The organism is Dendronalium phyllosphericum CENA369 (genome assembly GCF_016056275.1).
Classification (GTDB): Bacteria; Cyanobacteriota; Cyanobacteriia; order Cyanobacteriales; family Nostocaceae; genus Dendronalium; species Dendronalium phyllosphericum.
Map to the genome: position 1 here is coordinate 1 of NZ_JAECZA010000318.1, position 21384 is coordinate 21384.

The window sequence follows — 21384 nt, forward strand, 5'->3', positions numbered from 1 at the left end:
CTCCCCCTGCTCCCTCATCTCCCCCTGCTCCCCCCTATTCTTTCATCCCCAGTCCCTACTTTCAGGGAAGGGAAATGCTTGCCACCTAACTCGATTTGTCCTTGCTCAGCTCCTGTTTTGATTCTGGAAATTAGATGCTCTAAGTCTGAGGCGATGATATTTGTGCCATGATCTGGCTCGACCAGACTGGCTAGAGAAATATTGCTGCCATATTTGTTGGCTAAATTGTATATACCCAGAAAGTTGAAAACCCCTGATTCGTAAGTTCCGCAAGGAACTGAAGGATTGTGAACTCCAGCGCAATACTCGTTATTGGTTGCAAACCACTCAATTGATGGATAGCCGTGGAAATGAACCATTGGCATTCCATTTTTTATCAGTTCTGGTGCGTACAAAGCAGCACCTAAAGCGATCGCAACCATAACATAAATATCGTATGAGGGTTTAATATCGCCTGCTGCTGGATCGATGCCTTGGGGTAATTGAAGTAATAACCGATCTTGCAACCCAATCCGCAATACATCAGTTTCTAGATTCAAATTTGTTTTATTGGAACCCGAACGAGAACTAATCACCCAGACATCTGGTAACTGCTTAAAAACGTGTTTTTCCCCAATCCTAGTTTTTATATACCTTCTACCGATTTCATTCTGACGCAGTTCGTCAGGATTAAATCCTTCAATAGAAGATAGATTTTGCCACTCGCTTTCAGATATTTCGACTGCACCTATATATTGTGGCGGTTCGGCATAAGCAACAAAACCATAAGAAACGCCTGTTCTGCCATTTGCCATCCAGCCGACAATATCTCGATGGGATTTTCTTTTAATCGCATCGTTAAATTTAAAACCAGAAGGTAGTAGATTTGTTGATGTCAATTCTTTACCCAATCTAACTAATTGTTTGGCATACATAGATGCTTTTGGTTCGTATTCACCAACCTCAAATCTACTCAAAGGCAATGGTTGGATGGGTACATAAATTTTCGGAATCAAAGATTTACGAACAAATTCATCAATTGACTCTACTGGAAATACTGAGTCTGAGAGATTCATGTTAAGAATAGAAATCTTTGTTTGGGAAATCCCAATGACAATTTCTGAAAATGTTTTGATGAGAGTACTGATTCCGATAGGGATTTTATCTTGATAAGGAATGTTTGGATCTGTCAGTGTTTGGTTGAGTTGCGTTAAAGCGATCGCTTGAGTATTTGTCGGGTCTTCAAGGGGTTGGATATTCTCTTCTGACCAACTAATAAGCTGCATAATTTTAGATGCAGATATTTGTCGATTTTTGAGAATCATTAGAGAATATATCCGATAGAATATTTCTACTACCAATATTTTCAGTTTGTCAAGTAAGGAAGGACTTTGTTCGACATAAAACAAAGCATTAACACTAGATTTTACCACTCTAGTTGTGATATTTTTTCTCCAATTTACGAAAGGAATAGTAATTTCATAATGAAATTCTTTAGTTGCTTCTTCCCAAGGTAAAATCTGAACTTCATTATCTCGCAGTTTAGCTTCTAACTTTTCCCTAAACTGTAAAATTGTTTCTTCTTTGTATCCATTTGGTAAAGGTTTAAAAGTAACTTTTAGCTTCTGGGCCATCACTTTTGGCTCGATAACGGGAGGGATAAAGCCTGTAAATTGACGGCAATAACCACTAATCAAACGACCAATTGTTTGCAAACTCAAGTCTTGAGTTTTACTCGTAGAATTCTCACAAGTGGTTCCGTTACTTTTTTGCAAAAATGACAAAATTTCTGTTTTGCGTTCAGCTATTTCTGTGCGTAATTCTGGTGTGAGTAATCCCTTTGGAGAATTAATCTTGAGTTTACCATCATCAGCCCACAATTGCACACCTTGTTGCGTTAGGTTTTCTACAATCTCAGATACGTTCATAGATTCACAATCTTGATTTTTATCTTTGACGTTAAATTTCAAAAATTTCTGAGTCAGAAGTTTCTAATTGTTTAGCTAAATGCTGTGAAAGCGACTCAATAGTGGGATAATGCACTAATAGAAGTGGAGACACATCGAGTCCTAGAAATTGTTTGCCCGCGCTAGCAATACCAATCGCAAGCACTGAATCTAAACCGTAGCTGTCAAAAGGTACTCGGACATTGATATCTTCAGGTTTAACTCCTAGTTCTTTGGCAATTTGCTCGACTAGCCAAGCTTGAATATCTGCTGCTGTCAGCAACTTGGGATGAATTTGCTGTATTTCAGTTGTGGCAATAAATTTGTCAGCTTCAATTTGCGGCTGATATTGCTTTGTCAACAATTCTAATAGCCCAGGCAGTAAATTTAACTCCTCAGGTGAGAGTTCTTGATTAATTTCTAACTGCTCGATCAATTGTTTGATATCCAATTGACCGATAAATTTTGTCGTTGAGGACTGACCATTACTTTGAGAGTTTCTCTCTAATTTTCTGTAATTACTATCCCCAAACCAATAGCGTTTTCGCTGCCAAGGATAGGTTGGTAATTGTACGCGTTGACGCGAATAGTATCGGTCAAAGCTCAACCAATCTATTTTTGCCCCACGTACATATAATGTCGCTAAATTTTCCAGGAGCTGTTGCCATTCATCTTTGTCTGAATGCAGGCTGGTGAAGTAAGCTTTTTCAACGCAACCCGTATCCACTAATCCAACTTCCACTAATATTTCGTAGCCCTGTTGAGCTAAATTATTCATGCTGCCGACAAAATTCACAGGTTGTCGCACTAGATAGCACCAATATTCCGGAGTAGCTACTTGGGTAGTAACTAATTCACCAGTCAAAGAAGAAACTAGAGCAATTCGGGGTTTCGAGTAGATTACTTGTTTGGCAATGCGTTCAAACTCACCTGAATTGGACTCCATCAGCAACTTTAAGCCATCTTCCAAGCTGAAAACTTCAGCTACAGTTGCAGCAACATATTCTCCCACACCGTAACCCATGACTGCGGTGGGTTCTATACCCCAAGATTTCCATAATTGGAAGAGAGCATATTCCAGGGAGAAAAGGGCAGGGGAGGCTGGGGAAGCTGGAGAAAAAAGTACTTCAATTAGGGGCTTATCTAAGTAGGGATGTAAAATTTCATTGCAGCGGTCGATCGCTTGCCGAAATTCTGGTTGGCTTTGGTAAAGTTGATACCCTATTTGATAAAACTGAGAGCCGCGATTAGCGAACAAAAAAGCGATTTTAGGCGCAACTGTCGCTTTTTGTTGAAATACTCCTGCTGTTTCTCGTCCCGCAGAGAAAGCGGCTAACTTTTCACAGAGTTCGGCAGATGAAGATGCTACCACACTTAAGCGATGTTGGAAGTGCGATCGCCCGCTATTGGCAGTAAAACAAATATCTCCTAAGTCTAAGTCTGGGTTAGTGGTTAAGTGCTTCTCATATCGCTCGGCTAACTGAATTAGAGCCTCGTCTGTCTTGGCAGATAAAGCCAACAAGTGCATTGGACGCTCTATTGATTTTGTTAATGGTTCTGAAACCGGAGCTGCTTCTAAAACCACAAAAGCGTTAGTACCGCTAAAACCAAAAGCATTCACTCCTGCAAGCCGTTTTCCAGCAGGCCAAGATATCAATTTTGTCGGCACTTTCACGGCTAATTCCTCCCAATTGACGTAAGGATTGGGCTGTTGAAAGTGCAAATGCGGCGGGATTTCACTGTGTTGGAGAGCGAGTACGACTTTAATCAAGCTGGCAACCCCAGAAGCAGGTTCTAAGTGACCAATGTTAGTTTTTACCGAACCAATTACCAAAGGTTTGTCTTGAGGACGATTGTTAAAAACTGCTCCTAAAGCTGTTAGCTCAATTGGTTCTCCCACAGATGTACCCGTACCCTGAACTTCTACATAGTCTACTTGGCTTGCTTCTACATCTCCATTTTCTAAAGCTTGGCGGATCGCCGCTTGCTGTGATAGACCGTTGGGAGCAATCAAACTACTACTACGACCGTTGTGATTAACCGCAGAGCCTCGAATCACAGCTAAGATATTGTCTTTGTCAGCCAAAGCATCTGATAAGCGCTTGAGAACGATAACGCCGCATCCTTCTCCTTTGACAAAGCCATTGGCAGCAGCATCAAAGGTTTGACAGCGACCGTTAGGATTGAGCATCCGCGATTTGGAAAGAGCAATACTGGTATCTGGCATCAGATTCAAACCCACTCCCCCAGCTAAAGCTAGATGAGATTCTCCCAAACGCAAACTCTGACAAGCCAAATGCACCGTTACTAAAGAAGAGGAGCAGGATGTATCGATCGCCATAGTCGGGCCTTTTAGCCCTAAAGTATAAGATAAACGTCCAGCAGCTACAGCTAACGAATTACCGATCGCACTAAAAGCATCAATCTGGGTTGGATCTCCAACTGCGGACATGACTTTGCTGTAGTCATTGAGATAAATGCCGATAAATACGCCAGTGGAACTGTTATACAAATGCTCTGGTGGCTGACTGGCATTTTCGAGAGCTTCCCAACTAACCTCTAGCAACAGCCGTTGCTGGGGGTCCATACTGACTGCTTCACGAGCGGAAATCCCGAAGAACTCAGGGTTAAAGCCATCTACTTGCGTCAAAAAACCGCCTTTGCGAGTACATATTTTGCCAGGAGTATCTGGATCTGGATCGTAGTATTTCTCAATATCCCAACGCTCAGGTGGAACTTCGGTAATGGCATCAACCCCGTTACGCAACAGTTGCCAGAATGCTTCTGGATTGTCAGCTCCTCCAGGAAATCGGCAACCCATACCAATAATCGCTATTGGTTCTTTCTTGGCATACTCGATCGCATCAAGCTTGGCTTGCATATCGTCCAAAGCTAGTAGTGCGCGTTTGATGGGAGATACAGACTTTTCTGATTCTGAATTTAAATTCATTGTTTCATTTAGGGAGTGGGACAAGAGAGCAGGGGGGATGAGGGAGATGAGGGAGATGAGGGAGAAACAATAACTACAACTGACAACTGACTCCTGCTGTATCAGTACTTCATGCTGTCCAATTTACAGAGCAACAATGCTTCAGCTTCACTGTCCGATAAACGATCTAAATTTGACTCAGCTTCACTTAGCTTTTGCTGATTGCTGTTATCTAGCACTGTTGCAGATTCATCACTTTCTGTCTTCATCACTTCTCGAACTAAATAATCTCCAAGGGCTGCGATTGTGGGATAGTCAAAGGCTAAAGTTGCAGGAATTGAGAGTCCTAAGCTGCTTTGGAGGAATTTTCTTAACTCCACAGCCATGAGCGAATCTATTCCTAGGTCTAGTAAACCTTGTTGGATATCTACTTGCTCTGACGAATCTAACCCTAGAAGTCTAGCAACTTCAGTGCAAATATGAGCAATTAACAAGTTACGGCGATCGCTTGCAGGTGCAGCTTTTAATTGCTGTAGAAATGCTGGTTGCTGTGTTACTGGTTGTTCTGATACTACCTTGAAAGACTCCAAAAATGACGGTACTGTTGTCGGGAATTTTTCTAGGAATTTAGACCAATTAATTGGCAACACTCCTACTTGAGCAGCATTTGGTTGAAGTAAATTTCCTAATATCTGCATTCCCTGCTCTAACGGTATAGACTCCATTCCCTGTGCAGCTAATCGCGTTTGGTTGCGATTACCCAGGCTGGCAGCCATGCCAGTATTTTCCCAGAGTCCCCAGTTGATACTTAATCCCGGTAAACCTAAACTTTGGCGATAACGAGCTAAAGCATCCATAAAGGCATTAGCAGCAGCATAATTTCCTTGGCCTGGCGAGCCTAGCAATGAGGCGGCTGAAGAAAAACTGACGAAGAAATCTAGCGGGATTTCCTGGCTCAATACATGTAAATTCCAAGCGCCGTTGACTTTGGGAGACATCACCTTAACAAAACGCTGCCAATCTTGTTGCAGCAGAATCCCATCATCGAGGACACCGGCAGTATGGATAATTCCGCGTAGGGGTGGCATTGCAGTTTGAATCTGCTCAAACACCTGAGCCATATCTTGGTAATTGGCAACATCAGCACGAGCCACAATAATTTTAGCTCCTAGCTGCTCTAGACGAGCGATCGCTTCCCGTACCCGTTCGGAAGCCTCTGTACGTCCAGTTAGCAATAAGTTGCGCGCTCCCCGCTCTACCATCCACTGCGCTACTTCCAGACCTAATGCTCCCAATCCTCCAGTAATAAGATATGTGCAATTTGATTGCAGAGATATTGCTTGCGCTTGTGGTAGTTGACTTTTGACTAGACGAGTCACATAACGCTGTTTTTGTCGAAAAGCGATTTGGTCTTCCCCTTGAGAATCAAAAATTTCTGCCAATAGATTTACTGCTGCATCTTTGGGTTTATCAGCTGCTAAATCTACTAATCCTCCCCAGAATTCTGGATGCTCTAAGGCAATTACCTTTCCTAATCCCCACAAAGAAGCTTGAGCCACTCCCAAAGATGACGAAACTACTGATATTGCTTCCTTTGTCACCAACCACAAACGAGGCAAAGTTTGCCAAGCACGAGCGGCGAGAGTTTGTACCAAGTGTAGAGTACTGCCACAACCGAGAACTTGAATCTCTTCTAGAGAAGAAGCGGTCAACTCTGCAATCAATTCTGTTTCTAGACTCCAAAGGTGAATGACTCCTCTTAACGGTAACTGTTGATTTGTTATCTCTTGGAATAGTCGCTCAAAATGGCTGGGGTCGGATGGATTCACACTCCAAGTTCCTGGCTCTTTGAGTTGATAAGTGTTTCCAGCATAGACCAAAAAACTACTTTGACCGCGCTCTTGTAAGAGATGGGCTAGGGCTTGTCCTACACCTCCAATGTCAGCCAAGATTAACCAGCAAGATTTAGAGTGCTGAGTGCTGAGTGCTGAGTGCTGAGTAAAGATACTAGTCCCTAGTCCCTCTGCGGCTGCCAATTGACGCGGCTGAGGCTGCCACTTGATTTCATAGAGCCAATCTTCGATTGATGCTGTGGTTAGTTGTTGTTGGTGTTGTTTCACCAATACTTCTAAGAGCTTGGGTAATAATTCGACCTCATGTGCTGATAGTTTTGCTGCGGTTGCTACATATTGGGCTAGCTTTTGAGAATCTCCCCGATGTAAGAGATTGACAATGGTGCTTTGGATATTTTGTTGGGTTAAATGCTCATTATGAGAGTTTTCCATCCAATAGCGCTGGCGCTGAAATGGATATGTCGGCAATACCACTTGCTGGCGGATATAGTCTCGCTCGAAGCCAGTCCAGTCTACTGCCACCCCAGATACATATAATGTCCCCAAGCTTTCTAAGAGTTGTTGCCAATCTTCGCACCCCGAACGCAGGCTAGGAAGCCAAGCGCTCACTCCTTCTGGTAAGCAATAACGACCCATTCCCAATAGTATCGGTTGGGGGCCAATCTCCACAAATACCTTGAAGCCTTTTTGGTACAGTGTCTCTATACTTGCAGCAAAGTTCACTGATTGGCGAATGTGACGACACCAATATTCAGGGTTAGCGATTTCGTCTGCAATAGGTTGACCTGTGACGTTAGAAATTAAGGTTATTTGAGGTGATGAGTAAGTAATCTCTTGGGCAACTTGCTCAAATTCTTTGAGCATTGGTTCCATCAAAGGAGAGTGGAAGGCATGAGAAACTCGTAACTTTTTCGATGCTATCGCTTGTGCTTTTAAAATGTTACTTACTTCCCTTACAGCCTGACTAGCACCGGAAATTACTATATTCTTGGGGCCATTTATTGCGGCGATGCCTACGGCGGGCTTTGCCAACGCTAGGTTTTGGCTATAGGGTTGAATAATTTTAGCTACTGTGGCTTCGTCTGCAAACACTACTAACATCTCGCCGTCTTGGGGCAATGCTTGCATCAATCGGGCGCGTTCGGCAATCAGTTTCAAACCATCTTCTAAGCTAAATACCCCTGCTACGCAAGCAGCCGCATATTCACCGACGCTATGACCCATGACTGCCTCTGGCTTAATCCCCCAGGATTCCCATAACCGAAACAGCGCATATTCTTGAGCAAACAAAGCAGGTTGGGTGTAGGCAGTCTCATCTAATGGTGAAGACTGTTCTTCTGGGGGATAAAGAACTTCTAGTAGAGGCTGTTGCAGATAGGGACGCAGAATTTCGCTGCACTGGTCGAGGGAGGCGCGAAAAGTCGGTTGGGTTTCGTAAAGTTGACGACCCATACCTAGATATTGCGACCCTTGACCGGTGAATAAAAATCCTATTTTCGGGGGCTTGCGTTTAGTTACTTGCTGGCTAACGAGATGAGAAGTATGTTCTCCTGCGGCAAAAGCACTTAATTGCTCAGATAACTGTAGGGAAGATGCACTAACAACGGCGAGGCGATGCTCGAAATGCGATCGCCCTGTGTTGGCTGTGAAGCAAATATCTGCTAGCGATACTTCTGGATGCGAGGTTGAAAAATCCGCATACTGTTTTGCTAGTTCCACCAAAGCTGGAGCAGTTTTTGCTGATAAAGTCAAAATCTGCTGGGAGCGGTCAATTTGATTAATCGTAGGTATTAACAGTGGAGCTTCTTCCAGAATAATGTGGCAATTAGTGCCACCAAAGCTAAAAGCACTCACGCCAGCCAAGCGACTACCAGAACAAGACCAAGGCTGGCACTCAGACGGAATCACAAAGGGAGTCCCTTCTAGAGAAATATAGGGATTAAGCTGTTTTAAGTGCAAATGAGGGGCAATTTTCCCTTGTTGTAGTTGTAAAACCACTTTGATCAGTCCAGCAACGCCAGCAGCGCCTTCGGAATGACCGATGTTGGTCTTGAGCGAACCAATCCAACAAGTTTGGTTTGGAGAACGTCCTTCCATCAGTACAGCTTTGAGAGATTTAACCTCAATTGGATCTCCTAAAGAAGTACCAGTGCCGTGGGCTTCCACATAGCTAATCTGCGCTGGAGTCACTCCCGCCAGTTCCAAAGCTTGACGAATCACAGCTTGTTGAGAAGGGCCATTCGGGGCTGTTAGTCCGTTACTCGTACCATCTTGATTAACAGCCGAGCTTTTAATTAGTGCTAGAACATTGTCTCCATCTTGCAAAGCATCTGCCAAGCGTTTCAGCACGATTACGCCACAGCCTTCTCCTCGGACATAGCCATCGGCGCTAGCATCAAAAGTCTTACAGCGACCGTCAGCCGCCATCATCTGAGCTTGGGAGCAAGTGATAGTCGGCTCTGGAGACACCATCAGGTTGACTCCTCCAACTAAGCAAAGATTAGACTCCTGATTTCGCAAACTCTGACAAGCTAAATGCACTGCAACTAAGGATGAGGAGCAAGCTGTATCTATAGCAAGACTGGGGCCTCGTAGATTCAGCACATAGGATAAACGATTAGCAGTAATGCAAGGTGTAGTGCCTGTAGCACTGTATGCACTGAGTCGATATGAATCTTTATAGAGAAGTTTGTGGTAGTCAGCATTGGTGATACCAACAAACACTCCTGTTTGACTACCAGCCAGAGTTGCTGGAACAAGACCAGCATTTTCTAGAGCCTCCCAGGCAACCTCCAACATTAGTCTTTGTTGGGGGTCTATATGCTCCGCCTCGCGCGCGGAAATACCAAAAAAGCTGGGATCGAATCGATCTATCTGTTCTAAAAAGCCACCCCAACGGGTGTTCATTTTTCCTGGGATAGCTGGCTGTGGCTCATAAAAGGCGTTGATATCCCATCGTTCTGGCGGTACTTCAGTTATGGCATCTACACCATTACGTAATAGCTGCCAGAAGGCTTCAAGATTTTTGGCTTTGGGAAAACGGCAACCAATACCGATAATTGCAATGGGTTCCATCAAAATAATTTGCCTAGTTGATTAGTGCTTAAGATTTTGAATTGGAAGAAGTAGGGCGCGTTAACGAAGTAACGCACCATAGTGGCTAGTAGTTCATCGCATTAATTTTCCTATGTGAATTAACTTTTAAATTTCTCTTCTTTTTTCTCTTTCTTCGTGTACTTTGCGGTTCGTTTCTCAACCCTTCAGAATTAATGCGACAGACTACTAGCTTTCTTGATTAAGAACTGATTGGGAGAACTGTTTAAAAGTCTTGAGATTGCTTTGTAGCGCTTTACTAATTGAACCGCCTGCGGCCATGATGCCCATTTCACGATTTATTTTCCATTGATAATCTAGGCGGCTGAATAATCTTTGCATTAATTCTAAGAGGCTTTGATGATATTTAAGTCCTACATGAAAACCTTCATGTTCTTGACAGAAAGACTTTTCCATCCAATCAAGCGCTTCTTTTGTTTCCATCCCAAATAAAGGAGATTTCAACAGTTTGTAGTAAAAGAGCATTAGCATCGGGTCGTCGGCAACACAACGACCGGGTAATACTCCAGACAGACCGCTCAAAAGGTTGCGTTGAGTCACATAAACTATCAAACCAGAGATAAATTTCTCGTAAGCTGTTGGCTTGGGGAAATCCTTATACATCTCTTTGGCAATGGTTTGCGAAATCGTTGTATGAAAAGCTTCGTCCATTAAATGGTAAAAGGAGACAGCAGTTGGGGTTGGGATATACTCGCCTTTTTGCTCTAATTCTCGGTAATAGCGGACATAAGGATATTCTTGGTTTTTGAGAATCGCATTAGCCGTGTAGCGCATGGAATAATACTGACAGGCCATAAATGGCGAGGTTCCCCAATGAATAGTGAAGAATTTCAACCAATAACGCGGCCCAATTCGCCCTCCTAGACCGTCTGATGGTGCGGGAATTGGCTCGCCTTTTTGTTCTAAGTCTTGCAAATACTGAGAATAATACTGTTTTTTATCCCTCAGCATTGTCTTAGCGATCGCGCTTAAGGTATTGTCTCTGTATGTCGCAAAGGGAGAAGTCCCCTGACTGGAGTCGAAGAACTCGCGCAGAGGCTGAGGAATTAAGTTTTCCTGCCAACTTCTACTATCTTGCTCGGATTTGCCATAAAGAGAATTACCTAATATAGTCTTACCGACAATCGCCATTTTTGTTTTGAAACCAATTCTCTGAAAGGTACGAATATGGTAACTTTCTTGCTCGGTTTCAAAGTCTAGTTCCCGACACAGTGTTTCATAATTACCAACAGCACGAAACACACCAGACGTAACCATATTGTAAATACTTGTAGTTGCTTCACTAACAGCAGTATGGTTGTAGTTCCCGACCCAATAAAGATGGTTGAGGGCTAGTTTTTGTGAGGTGGTAGCGGCATCATAAATGGGAGTACCATACAAAAGTGAAAGCTCAGGATTACTCCAATAATAATTGCTATTATGAGCGTAGCTAAATTCGTTACCTAAGTCTCTAATTTTTTCGGTGTAGTCTGATTTTGCATTATTTTGATAAGTTTTTTCGATGAGTTGGAAGTGCTTTGGTTCTGGTAATTTTGACAAGGTAGAAGATTGATTTTTGGAAGCTAGTTCGTTGTTTATAGTTACCATAATTATCCTCTAGAAGTATTACTGAAAAGAAGAGGCTCTTCTAATTTTGTTGCTACTTATTGGAAAATTTTAAATTCAGATTAACTCCTTAATTCCGAATTTAAATGCTGTACTAAAGCTTCAACCGTTGGGTAATCATACAGTAGGGTTGGGTTGATTTCTCTTCCTAACCAGTCTTCTAAATCGCCTGTTAAACCAACTGCTGCCGAAGAATCTAAACCATAGCGGTCAAAAGGTATTGTCACATCTATTTCTTCTGCATCTACTTCTAACAATTCAGCTATATAAGAAACAATCCATGTTTGAATTTCTGCCGCTGTTGGTATTTGCTGAAGTGCAGTTGTTGATGTGGTATTAACTTTCAGATTTTGCATTGTCATTTTTGAGTCCTTTGGATGAATTAATTCTGAATTCTTGACTAATCGATTCTGGTTCATAGTTGTTTAGTAGTTGTTAGCTGCTTTAAAACAGAATCAACCTCAGATTGTAGATGGATGAATTTAGCTTTGTTCTGCGGATTTTCACTCCAATCCTCTACAACATCTAAACTTCCAGAAAGAAACGCGCTTCGACAGGCTTGACGGCGAATCTTACCACTGGAAGTTTTAGGAATGCTTCCAGTCTTGACGAGAACCGTCGCAAAGATTTCTAGTCCGTGTTGTGCAACCACTGCTTGTCTAATACTGCCAACGACTTCTTGAACGTTTAATTTTCGTAGATAACTCCGCTCTACTTCTTGAACGATAACTAATCGTTCTGAACCTTTAAAGTCTACGGCAAATGCTGCTCCACAACCGATTCTCAGAGCTGGATGGCTTTTTTCAACAGTCAGTTCAATGTCTTGGGGATAATGATTTTGTCCTCTGATGATAATTACATCTTTGATTCGCCCTGTAATAAACAATTCGCCATTTTGTAAAAATCCTAAATCTCCAGTGCGAAGAAATGGCCCTTGATGACTATCTGCTAAATAAGCACTGAAAGCTTTCTGTGTCTCCTCAGTTTGATTCCAGTAACCTCTAGCAACACTGGGACTAGCTACCCAAATTTCTCCAACTTGTTCGGGAGTACAGATTGTTAATGATTCGGGGTTGACAATAATTGTTTGATAATCTGGAGGAACTTGTCCGCAACCGACAATTGTTCGGGTATCTGTGCCAGACTTTTTAGCCTTGACAATTCGGTTTTGCTCTAATGCAACTCCGTCTATGTTGTAAATAACTGGTAAAGCTGTTTTCTCACCTCCAGATATTATCAGAGTGGTTTCTGCCATCCCGTAGCAGGGGTAAAATGCTTCTTTGCGAAAACCACAAAGTGCGAATGTCGCAGCAAATTCTTCTAGTGTCTCGGCACGGACTGGTTCAGCACCTGTAAAAGCAACTTCCCAACTGCTGAGATCGAGATTCTCTAGTTGTTCGGGAGTTACTTTGCGAACGCAAAGGTCATAAGCAAAATTTGGCCCGCCGCTAGTTGTCGCTTTGTAGCGAGATATTGCTTGCAACCATCGGATTGGCTTTTGGAGAAAGTCTACCGATGCCATCAGCACAACAGGTACACCACCATAAAGAGGTTGTAAAATTCCACCAATTAACCCCATGTCATGATAGGGAGGCAACCAAATCATGCCTCTGCTATTGGGAGTGTGCCCAAATAATTTATGGATTGTAACTGAGTTGTGCAGTAAGTTGCCATGACTGACCATGACTCCTTTGGGATTGCCTGTTGAACCGGAGGTGTATTGGAGAAAAGCCAGGGTATCAGAGTATGTTTCCTGTGGTTGCCATGCTTGTGCTAGGTCGTTACTCAATGTATCGGTAGCTAGCCAATGCAATCCAGAAATTTCTAAACTTTCTTGCTTGGAGCTATTTTGAAGTTTATCTAACAAAGATGTAGAAGTGAGTATAACCTTGGGTTGAGCATCTTGGGCGATCGCTTGCAATCTAGATAAATTTTGATTTTGTCTGGGTGGATAGGCAGGAACGGCAATCACCCCAGCATATAAACATCCAAAAAAGGCGGCGATGAAATCTAAACCAGGTTGATAAAGTAATAAAGCACGTTCGCCAGCAGTATTTAGAGATTGGAGAGATGCAGCAATGGCTTGCGATCGCAAATGTAACTCCCCGTATGTGAACTTTTCTGCTTCTGTCTCTCCACTCTTTAAAAATGTATATGCTGTTTGGTCAAATTGATTTTGTGCTCTGTAACTTAGGACATCGACTAAATTTGAAAAGTGATACTCAGCGTTCATTTTATTTTCCTTAATCTTGTGCGTTTGTTGGCTGACAACTATTGATTTGAGTCTAAATATTGTCAGCTTTTTAAGCTTGATATGAGTTTTAAAGAAGTCTGTTTAATTCTGTGTCTATTTGAAAACTGACACTCGAAAGACATCTTAAAACTTTGTTATTCAATTGTATAAATTTCATGGAAGTAAATCAGGCGATCGCATCGTTTGATTTCAATAGTGACGCAAGAATATCTAACTTAATCATTAATCCCCACAATATAACACATAGTTCTTTTACATGAAGTCGAGTGGCAAGAATTCATCAATGGAAGTTTCTACGTTTTGATTGATGAATATTCCAAGCATACGAGCCAACATTTATAGGAGTTTACCAACAAATGTCGCTCTGATTTTGTTTACTAAACCTATTTTTCAGGTTGTTCGCAAACATTAAAATGTTCAACGCATTCTTATATGGTGTAATCAATATCCTCGCTTAGGTAAAAATTATGAGTTGTTATCAGCAAATAGTCAACTCATAATTTATGTTGTGATGATTTCTTTGATATTGAAGCGAGCTATCATATCTGAATTGGCTTTTTTGTAATCATTTACGAACAGCCTCGAAATACAAAAATTTCTAAATGTAGGCTACATAAATAAATTATATTCTGTCTATCATCCTTGAGATAGAGTTATTCAGATTATCCAATTTTACAACAGGTTTAATATTTTCGGATATCAAGGCAATCTGCGATCGCAAAGAGTCAGAATCTCCATTGAACTGCCTGATACCTTCTGTTATCTGCCTTTAGCGTCAAGACATAACCAGTATGAAATATCAAGCTGTTGTACTTATAATGTTCATAAAAGTTGCATATCTCTTGTTAATTAGAATATTCCTTTGTTACTATCTCTTCAAACTATATTTATTGTATGTTTCCCAATTTAGAGAGTTTTTATCTGTTTGTGGTCTTTATACTTCATTGTACTTTTATCTCTAATTAGACTAATGTCATGCTAATTATTTTTTATCAATTCCCTAATTGAATTAGCAAAATAAAAATCTTTATTGTTCAACCCACTAAACCAAAACCATGAGTATTAACAATGGGAACGAATCTAAAAGTCATAGAAATTGGTCTGATTCAAAACTTTTGCTGTCTTCTTTTATTCCCGCACTTTCTACGTCAAAGACTGCTAAAAAAAGTCTTGATACAATTGATAAGCCTGTTATTTTACAGCAATCTCGCTTTTGGTCGCAAGCAATTCTTTGGGGTTTGATAAGTGTCACAACTGGCGCAATTATCTGGGCAAATGTTGCTCGATTTGAAGAAGCAGTGTCTGCACAGGGGAAACTAGAACCATCTAGTAATGTTAAAGAAATGCAGCTACCTGTGGGCGGTGTAGTTAAAGAAATTTATGTTGAAGATGGACAGCACGTTAAGACAGGTGAGAAGCTGTTGACCCTTGACCCGACCACTGCTAATGCTCAATTTGATTCTTTAAATAAAATTCGTTTATCTTTAGTCCAAGAAAATCAATTTTATCAAGCTCAGATTACAGGTGACGCTGCTGTTAATATAATTTATTTAAAAATTTCTAGCCTTATGCTTGACCTAACTAAGAGTCGAGCAGCTTTAGTTGCAGAAAACCAAATATATCGTGCCCAATTGAACGGTACGGCTTCTGCAAACCACCTTACCATAGAACAAAAAGAACGCTTTTTATCAACTCAAGCTGAACTAAATGCACGGGTGATAGCTGCGAGGATGGAAGTTAACCAATTAAGTCATCAACTCAACCAAACTGACATTAAACTAGCTGCAAGTCAAGATACTTTAGCGTTGAATACTGAGGTTTTGGACAAACTTACTTTATTAATTAAAAATGGAGGCATTTCCCAGATTCAATACATCAAACAACAAGAAGAAGTAAGAAGCGATCGCAGTGAAATTGACCAACTCATTCAAGAACGCTTCCGTCTACAATCTGCTATTAATCAAGCACAAGCTAAATTACAAAATACTATAGCCATTTCCCGTAGAGATTGGTTGACTCAGATTGCCGAAAATAATAAAAAAATTGCTGAGATTGATTCGCAACTGACTAAAGCAATAGTAGAAAACAATAAAAAAATTGCAGAAATTGATGCTCAGTTGAGTCAAACAAAAATGAATTTGCAATATCAAGAACTCATTGCCCCAGTTAATGGAACAATCTTTGAATTAAAAGCGCATAGTCCCGGATTTGTTGTCACTTCTAGTGAACCAATTCTGAAAGTCGTTCCTAATGATGCACTGATTGCCAAAGTGTATATCACTAATAAAGATATTGGGTTTGTTAAAGAGGGAATGACGGTAGATGTCAGGATTGATTCGTTTCCTTTGAGTGAGTTTGGAGATATTAAAGGTAAATTAGTTTGGATTGGTTCTGATTCTTTACCACCAGACCAAATTTATCCCTTTTATCGATTTCCTGCGAAGGTGCAACTCGATCGGCAACAGTTAAATGTTTCAGGACGCAATATTACATTGCAATCAGGAATGGGAGTGAGTACGAATATTAAGATTCGAGAACGCACGGTTATGTCAATTTTCACTGAGATGTTTACTTCATCGGTGGAGAGTTTGAAGACTGTAAGGTAATACTATTTTGGATTTTGGTTAAACAGGGTCATTTTGTTATTTCTGGGGATACCATACTATCTTGCTGGCTAGTAAGAAGGCGCGATCGCTAGGCAATGCAGACTTAAGGATAGTATATGGGTTAATGACGAACGAGCAACTAAAGTATAGATGCGCGTTTAAGCGATAGAGTGCGGATTGCTCAAATCATTGCAGAAGCACTCAAGTCAGAAATTTATGATAAAAATTTTGCCCAATAGTGATTTAGGTGCAGCATCTGGGAACAATTTATGGGACTCAGGTTTTGAGGAGTTCCAAATAAAAAATATACCTTTGTAATTGTTGACTGATGACAGCAAACAATAGACTTCTTGCAAAAGTTCTTTTTGCAAGAGGTGGGAAAAGGTTAAAGAGAAAAGGGAAAATAACAAACCTTTCCCTCTTTCCCCTTCACCTTTTCCCGACTTCTGCAAGAAGTCCAATTTAGATTGGGTATTTTTATTTCTGGGATTTCCTTTAGTCAGTAAATACTACTCACTAACTTCCTGAAAAAGGAAGATAAACCTGTTGGAAATGTTGACAGATATTCCCTATGTACAGGACTAAATCACCAGTGATTTAAAAAATTGTGTTGCTATTATTCAGTGTCGGTAACAATGTCTTTTCGCTAGTTCAAGACATTGGACTATATCAACTTATGACAAGCTGAAACTTTTATTGAAGTTAATTACCTGGATGCGGCTTAAAAAAAGACCGCATTGTTTTGTATGCCAAAAAGCACTGCTCTACACTTGCGATATCTCCTCAAATAAAATGCTCAATTCGGAAATTCAAAAACACCTTCGCCATAACTTTACAGTCAATGTTGTTGACAGTGCATTTTTCGGCTTGGGTTCTGGTTTTGCTTCGTTTATCACCATCATTCCTCTATTTGTTAGCAGTTTTACCAGTTCGGCACTACTTATCGGTTTGATCCCAGCTATTCCCAGACTGGGATGGCAACTACCTCAGTTACTAACGGCTAATAAAGTAGCTAGTTTGCGTTGCTATAAGCCGACAGTGCTGGTATTGACGATTCATCAGAGACTTCCCTTTTTGGGATTAGCACTAGTTGCTTGTTTACAACCGCTGCTTTACAACCAAGCGATGTTAGTCCTGACCTTTGCCATACTGATTTGGCAGGGGTTAGGTAGTGGGTTGACTGCTACAGCTTGGCAAAGCATGGTTGCTAAGATTATTCCCTCTAGCAGGCTTGGTATTTTCTATGGGGCGCAAGGGGCGGCTGCTAATATGATGGGTATTTGCGGTGCTTTTGTAGCTAGCTTTTTACTCAACCAAATTGCCCAGCCATTTAACTTTGCCCTCTGTTTTTTGTGTGCTAGTGTTGCAATGGCTTTATCCTGGTATTTTATTTCTAGGACGCGCGAGCCAGTGAGCGAGCCATTATCTGCTATTGAGACTGGGCGGGAATTTTGGGATAGTCTGAATGTGATTCTCCGACGCGATACAAACTTCCGCTACTTTTTAATGGCACGTTTGCTATCACAGTTACCACTGATGGCATCTCCTTTTTTCACACTTTACGCTGTCCATCAATATGGAATGAGAGAAACATCTGTTGGGATTGTTACTGGTGTGTTGATGGTAACGCAAACTATTGCTGGATTAATTTTAGGTTGGGTAGGCGATCGCTGGGGTCACAAGTTGGTTTTGCAGATTGGTTGTGTTGCCTGTGCGGTCAGTTCGCTTCTAGCTTGCGAAGCACCAAATTTAAACTGTTATTACTGGGTATTTGTAGGAGCAGGAATAGGTATTGTTTCTCTACAAAATATTGCTGCACTCATGACTTTAGAGTTTGGTTCCCAACGCGATCGCCCAGCCTATATCGGTCTTGGCAATACCCTTGTCGCCCCCGCCACTATCCTTGCTCCGATTGTAGGTGGATGGATGGCGGACAATATTGACTACAGAACGACTTTCTTGGTGGCAGCTATAGGTGGATTAGTCACAGCACTGATTTTGCAAATAGGAGTACGCAATCCACGAGTAAATCCTTTAACCAGTAAAAAAGCATAGTAAACTAGTTAGGACTTATGGAGTTAGATTTAAGGCGAACATGATAAGTTAATAATTTAAGAGTGGGAAAATATGTATGAGTTGTAGAATCTAGTCTATTAGTCGATCTGACTGTATTTACTATTTTTACCTGTATTTTACTGACAAATTAGTACTTTTTTCTCATGACTTCTAATATTAATTTTCACTTATTATTAGAAAACCTGATTTTTTTCTTAATTGCTACATCTTTTTTAGTTGTAGTGGGTTGGGCATGGAGACATGCAAAGCCATTCAATCTACCAGAACCGCTACCAGGATGGTTTAAAATCTGGTTCGGTACGGTACAAGTGCTGGGAGTATTACTGCCACTACCGATAATGGTGTTGTCGGGTATACGAGGCTATACTTCTGCCTTAATTGTACTTAGCTGGTACTTTGTGATGTTAGCGTTGCAAATTCTTTCGGAGATTATAACGCTGAGACAATTTCAAAATGTAGTATGGGTGATGGTTCCTTATTTGTACCTTCCTTACCGCTTTTGGCAGCTTTATGAAGGTCTGACAATCTTGGGTTCCGCAAGCGAACTGCTATGGATACGCTATTTGTTGGTTCTAGAAATTGTCTTATGGACTGGGAACTACGCTTTAGATTTGTCACAGCTACCAAGGCTATTTCGCTGGGAAGTGAGAGAGGCGGGAGAGATGGAGAGATGAGGGAGATGGGGGAGATGAGGGAGATGAGGGAGATGAGGGAGATGAGGGAGACAAGAAATAATAATTATCTTGTAGAGACGCGATTAATGAGCCAGCGCGTTGCGGTGAGGGGGTCGCAGTCTTGGCGCTTTGCGTCGATTGCGTTAGCGACGTTAGGAGCGTCACCCCCGAACCCGAAGGGGGGTTCCCACGCCACTTGCTTCAAGTCGGCAAAGCCGCCCAACGCAGTGGCTCCCCGTTGTAGCGACTGGCGTCGCGTCTACGTCTTCATTAAAAAATACTGTCAGAAACTACGCAAAAGCTGATAGCGTCAAACAAAGGAAAATATTTTTGTGGATGTTACAGCTTGAAAACCCGTTCAAATTACTGGCAACTGCTACCTTATATTCGACCCCAGTGGCCAAACATCACTAAGGGATGTGTTGGCATCTTGGGATATGTGCTAGCGACGTTAACCTTGATTAATCTTGCGGGTAAATTGGCAACTCCCTTCGGACAAGGTAATGTAGTAGCGATCGCCCAACTAGCTGCGATTTTAGCTTTGGTGTTTCTTGTACGTGGCTTTTTTCAGTCTGTGCAAGATATCTATATGGCGAAAGCTGCGTTGAGAGTTGCTTTTAATCTCCGCAAGCGGGTATACACTCACCTGCAAAAGCTGGATTTAAGCTATTTTGAAACGGCAAAAGCAGGTGATTTATCTTACCGTCTCACCGAAGATGTCGATCGCGTGGGGGAAGTAGTCAATAAAGTATTTCACGACTTTATCCCCTGTGTTTTGCAGTTGGTGGCAATTCCCATCTACATGATTTACCTGAATTGGCAACTGACATTAGCCACGGTGATTGTTGCGCCACTTATGGGAATTTTAATTGGCTGGTTTGGCGAACGGTTACGCAAGTATTCTCTCAAAAGTCAAAATCGCGTATCCGGTTTATCGGCAATCCTCACGGAAGTTTTCAGCGGTATCCGTCTCGTACAAGCTTTTGCTGCGGAAATTTATGAAATTGCTCGGTTTAGCTATGAGGCAGAACGCAGTTTTCAAGCAAAATACTCAGCAGAAAGACTCAAAGCAATTCAAATTCCCATAGTAGGATTTTTAGAAGCTTTGAGTGCGCTATCGTTACTGATGGTGGGAGCGTGGCAAATTGCTCAACGCAACATGACAGTGGGAGAGTTTTTCAGCTACTTAGCCGCCGCCGGATTGTTAATCGATCCTATCGGTCATACTACTAATAACTATAATGAGTTCAAGCAAGGTGAAGCATCGGTTGACCGCGTTTTTGAATTGATGGCAATTCAACCAACTGTTATCGAAAAACCAAACGCGATCGCCTTACCGCAAGTCTTGGGCAAAGTAGAATATCATCGTGTATTTTTTGCCTACAAATCAGGGGAACCCGTTTTAAAAGATATCAGTTTGTCAGTATTACCAGGTGAAGCGATCGCGCTTGTGGGTGCGTCTGGTGCTGGTAAAACCACATTTGTAAATCTTCTGCCTCGCTTCTACGACGTAGCATCTGGTAAAATCCTAATCGATGGCGTGGATATTCGGGATGTCACCCTTCATAGTCTGCGGCGACAAATTGGGATTGTTCCTCAAGAAACGATTATGTTTTCTGGGACTATTGCCCAAAATATTGCTTTTGGACAAGATACCTTTGATATGGAAGCAGTTGCAGCAGCGGCGAAAATTGCTAACGCCCATCAATTTATTACTCAACTACCAGAAGGATATCAAACTTGGGTAGGCGAACGGGGAGTCAATTTATCGGGCGGACAACGTCAAAGAATTGCGATCGCTCGTGCTGTTTTACTTAACCCACAAATCTTGATTTTGGATGAGGCGACATCTGCATTAGATTCCGAGTCAGAAGCACTAGTACAAGAAGCATTAGAAAGATTGATGCAAAACCGCACAGTATTTATTATTGCTCATCGTTTAAGTACAGTGCGGCGATGCGATCGTATTTTAGTTCTAGAAAAAGGACAAATCGTTGAATCGGGAACACATGAGGAATTATTAGCACTTGAGCATCGCTATGCGCGGTTTTATACCCAGCAGTTTAGTTAGTTGTCGTACAGACGCGATTAATGAGCCAGCGCGTTGCGGTGAGGGGGTCGCAGTCTTGGCGCTTTGCGTCGATTGCGTTAGCGAAGCGTTAGCGACGTTAGGAGCGTCACTCCCGAACCCGAAGGGGGGTTCCCACGCCACTTGCTTCAAGTCGGCAAAGCCGCCCAACGCAGTGGCTCCCCGTTGTAGCGACTGGCGTCGCGTCTGTACAATAGTTGGGAGTAATTATTATTTCTTGTCTCCCTCATCTCCCTCATCTCCCTCATCTCCCTCATCT

General features: G+C 41.9%; 10 protein-coding genes. 4 read left to right on the forward strand and 6 right to left on the reverse strand.

All coding sequences use genetic code 11. The features are described 5' to 3' along the window. Window positions 1-14: 14 nt before the first annotated feature. The 6 genes from I8752_RS36095 to I8752_RS36125 form a co-directional block, all read right to left on the reverse strand. The gene (locus I8752_RS36095) at window positions 15-1907 is read right to left on the reverse strand and encodes a TubC N-terminal docking domain-related protein (protein ID WP_214436946.1); all 1893 of its coding nucleotides are present in this window, start codon (window positions 1905-1907) and stop codon (window positions 15-17) included. A gap of 31 nt (window positions 1908-1938) precedes the next feature. After that, the gene (locus I8752_RS37865; RefSeq protein ID WP_225896135.1) at window positions 1939-4875 is read right to left on the reverse strand and encodes a type I polyketide synthase; all 2937 of its coding nucleotides are present in this window, start codon (window positions 4873-4875) and stop codon (window positions 1939-1941) included. Window positions 4876-4976: 101 nt separating this feature from the next. Next, window positions 4977-9782 (reverse strand): SDR family NAD(P)-dependent oxidoreductase, encoded by a 4806-nt coding sequence (locus tag I8752_RS36110; RefSeq protein ID WP_214436954.1) that lies wholly within the window; start codon window positions 9780-9782, stop codon window positions 4977-4979. A gap of 207 nt (window positions 9783-9989) precedes the next feature. Next, the gene (locus tag I8752_RS36115; protein ID WP_214436947.1) at window positions 9990-11408 is read right to left on the reverse strand and encodes a hypothetical protein; all 1419 of its coding nucleotides are present in this window, start codon (window positions 11406-11408) and stop codon (window positions 9990-9992) included. A gap of 80 nt (window positions 11409-11488) precedes the next feature. After that, entirely contained in the window at window positions 11489-11845 is a 357-nt protein-coding gene (locus I8752_RS36120; RefSeq protein ID WP_225896136.1) for an acyl carrier protein, read from the reverse strand. After that, complete coding sequence (locus tag I8752_RS36125; protein WP_214436948.1) at window positions 11842-13659, reverse strand: fatty acyl-AMP ligase; 1818 nt, start codon at window positions 13657-13659, stop codon at window positions 11842-11844. The genes I8752_RS36120 and I8752_RS36125 overlap by 4 nt, the downstream gene beginning before the upstream one ends. A 1076-nt stretch (window positions 13660-14735) precedes the next feature. Between I8752_RS36125 and I8752_RS36130 the strand changes: the two genes are divergently transcribed. The 4 genes from I8752_RS36130 to I8752_RS36145 all read left to right on the forward strand — a co-directional run bounded on the left by I8752_RS36130 (window position 14736) and on the right by I8752_RS36145 (window position 21107). Further along, window positions 14736-16286 (forward strand): HlyD family efflux transporter periplasmic adaptor subunit, encoded by a 1551-nt coding sequence (locus tag I8752_RS36130; protein ID WP_214436949.1) that lies wholly within the window; start codon window positions 14736-14738, stop codon window positions 16284-16286. A gap of 792 nt (window positions 16287-17078) precedes the next feature. Next, the gene (locus I8752_RS36135; protein ID WP_214436950.1) at window positions 17079-18341 is read left to right on the forward strand and encodes an MFS transporter; all 1263 of its coding nucleotides are present in this window, start codon (window positions 17079-17081) and stop codon (window positions 18339-18341) included. Window positions 18342-18505: 164 nt separating this feature from the next. Next, a complete protein-coding gene (locus I8752_RS36140; protein WP_214436951.1) occupies window positions 18506-19036 on the forward strand; it encodes a hypothetical protein in 531 nt (176 codons plus the stop codon). Window positions 19037-19382: 346 nt separating this feature from the next. After that, entirely contained in the window at window positions 19383-21107 is a 1725-nt protein-coding gene (locus I8752_RS36145) for an ABC transporter ATP-binding protein (protein ID WP_214436952.1), read from the forward strand. The last annotated feature ends 277 nt before the right edge of the window (window positions 21108-21384 follow it).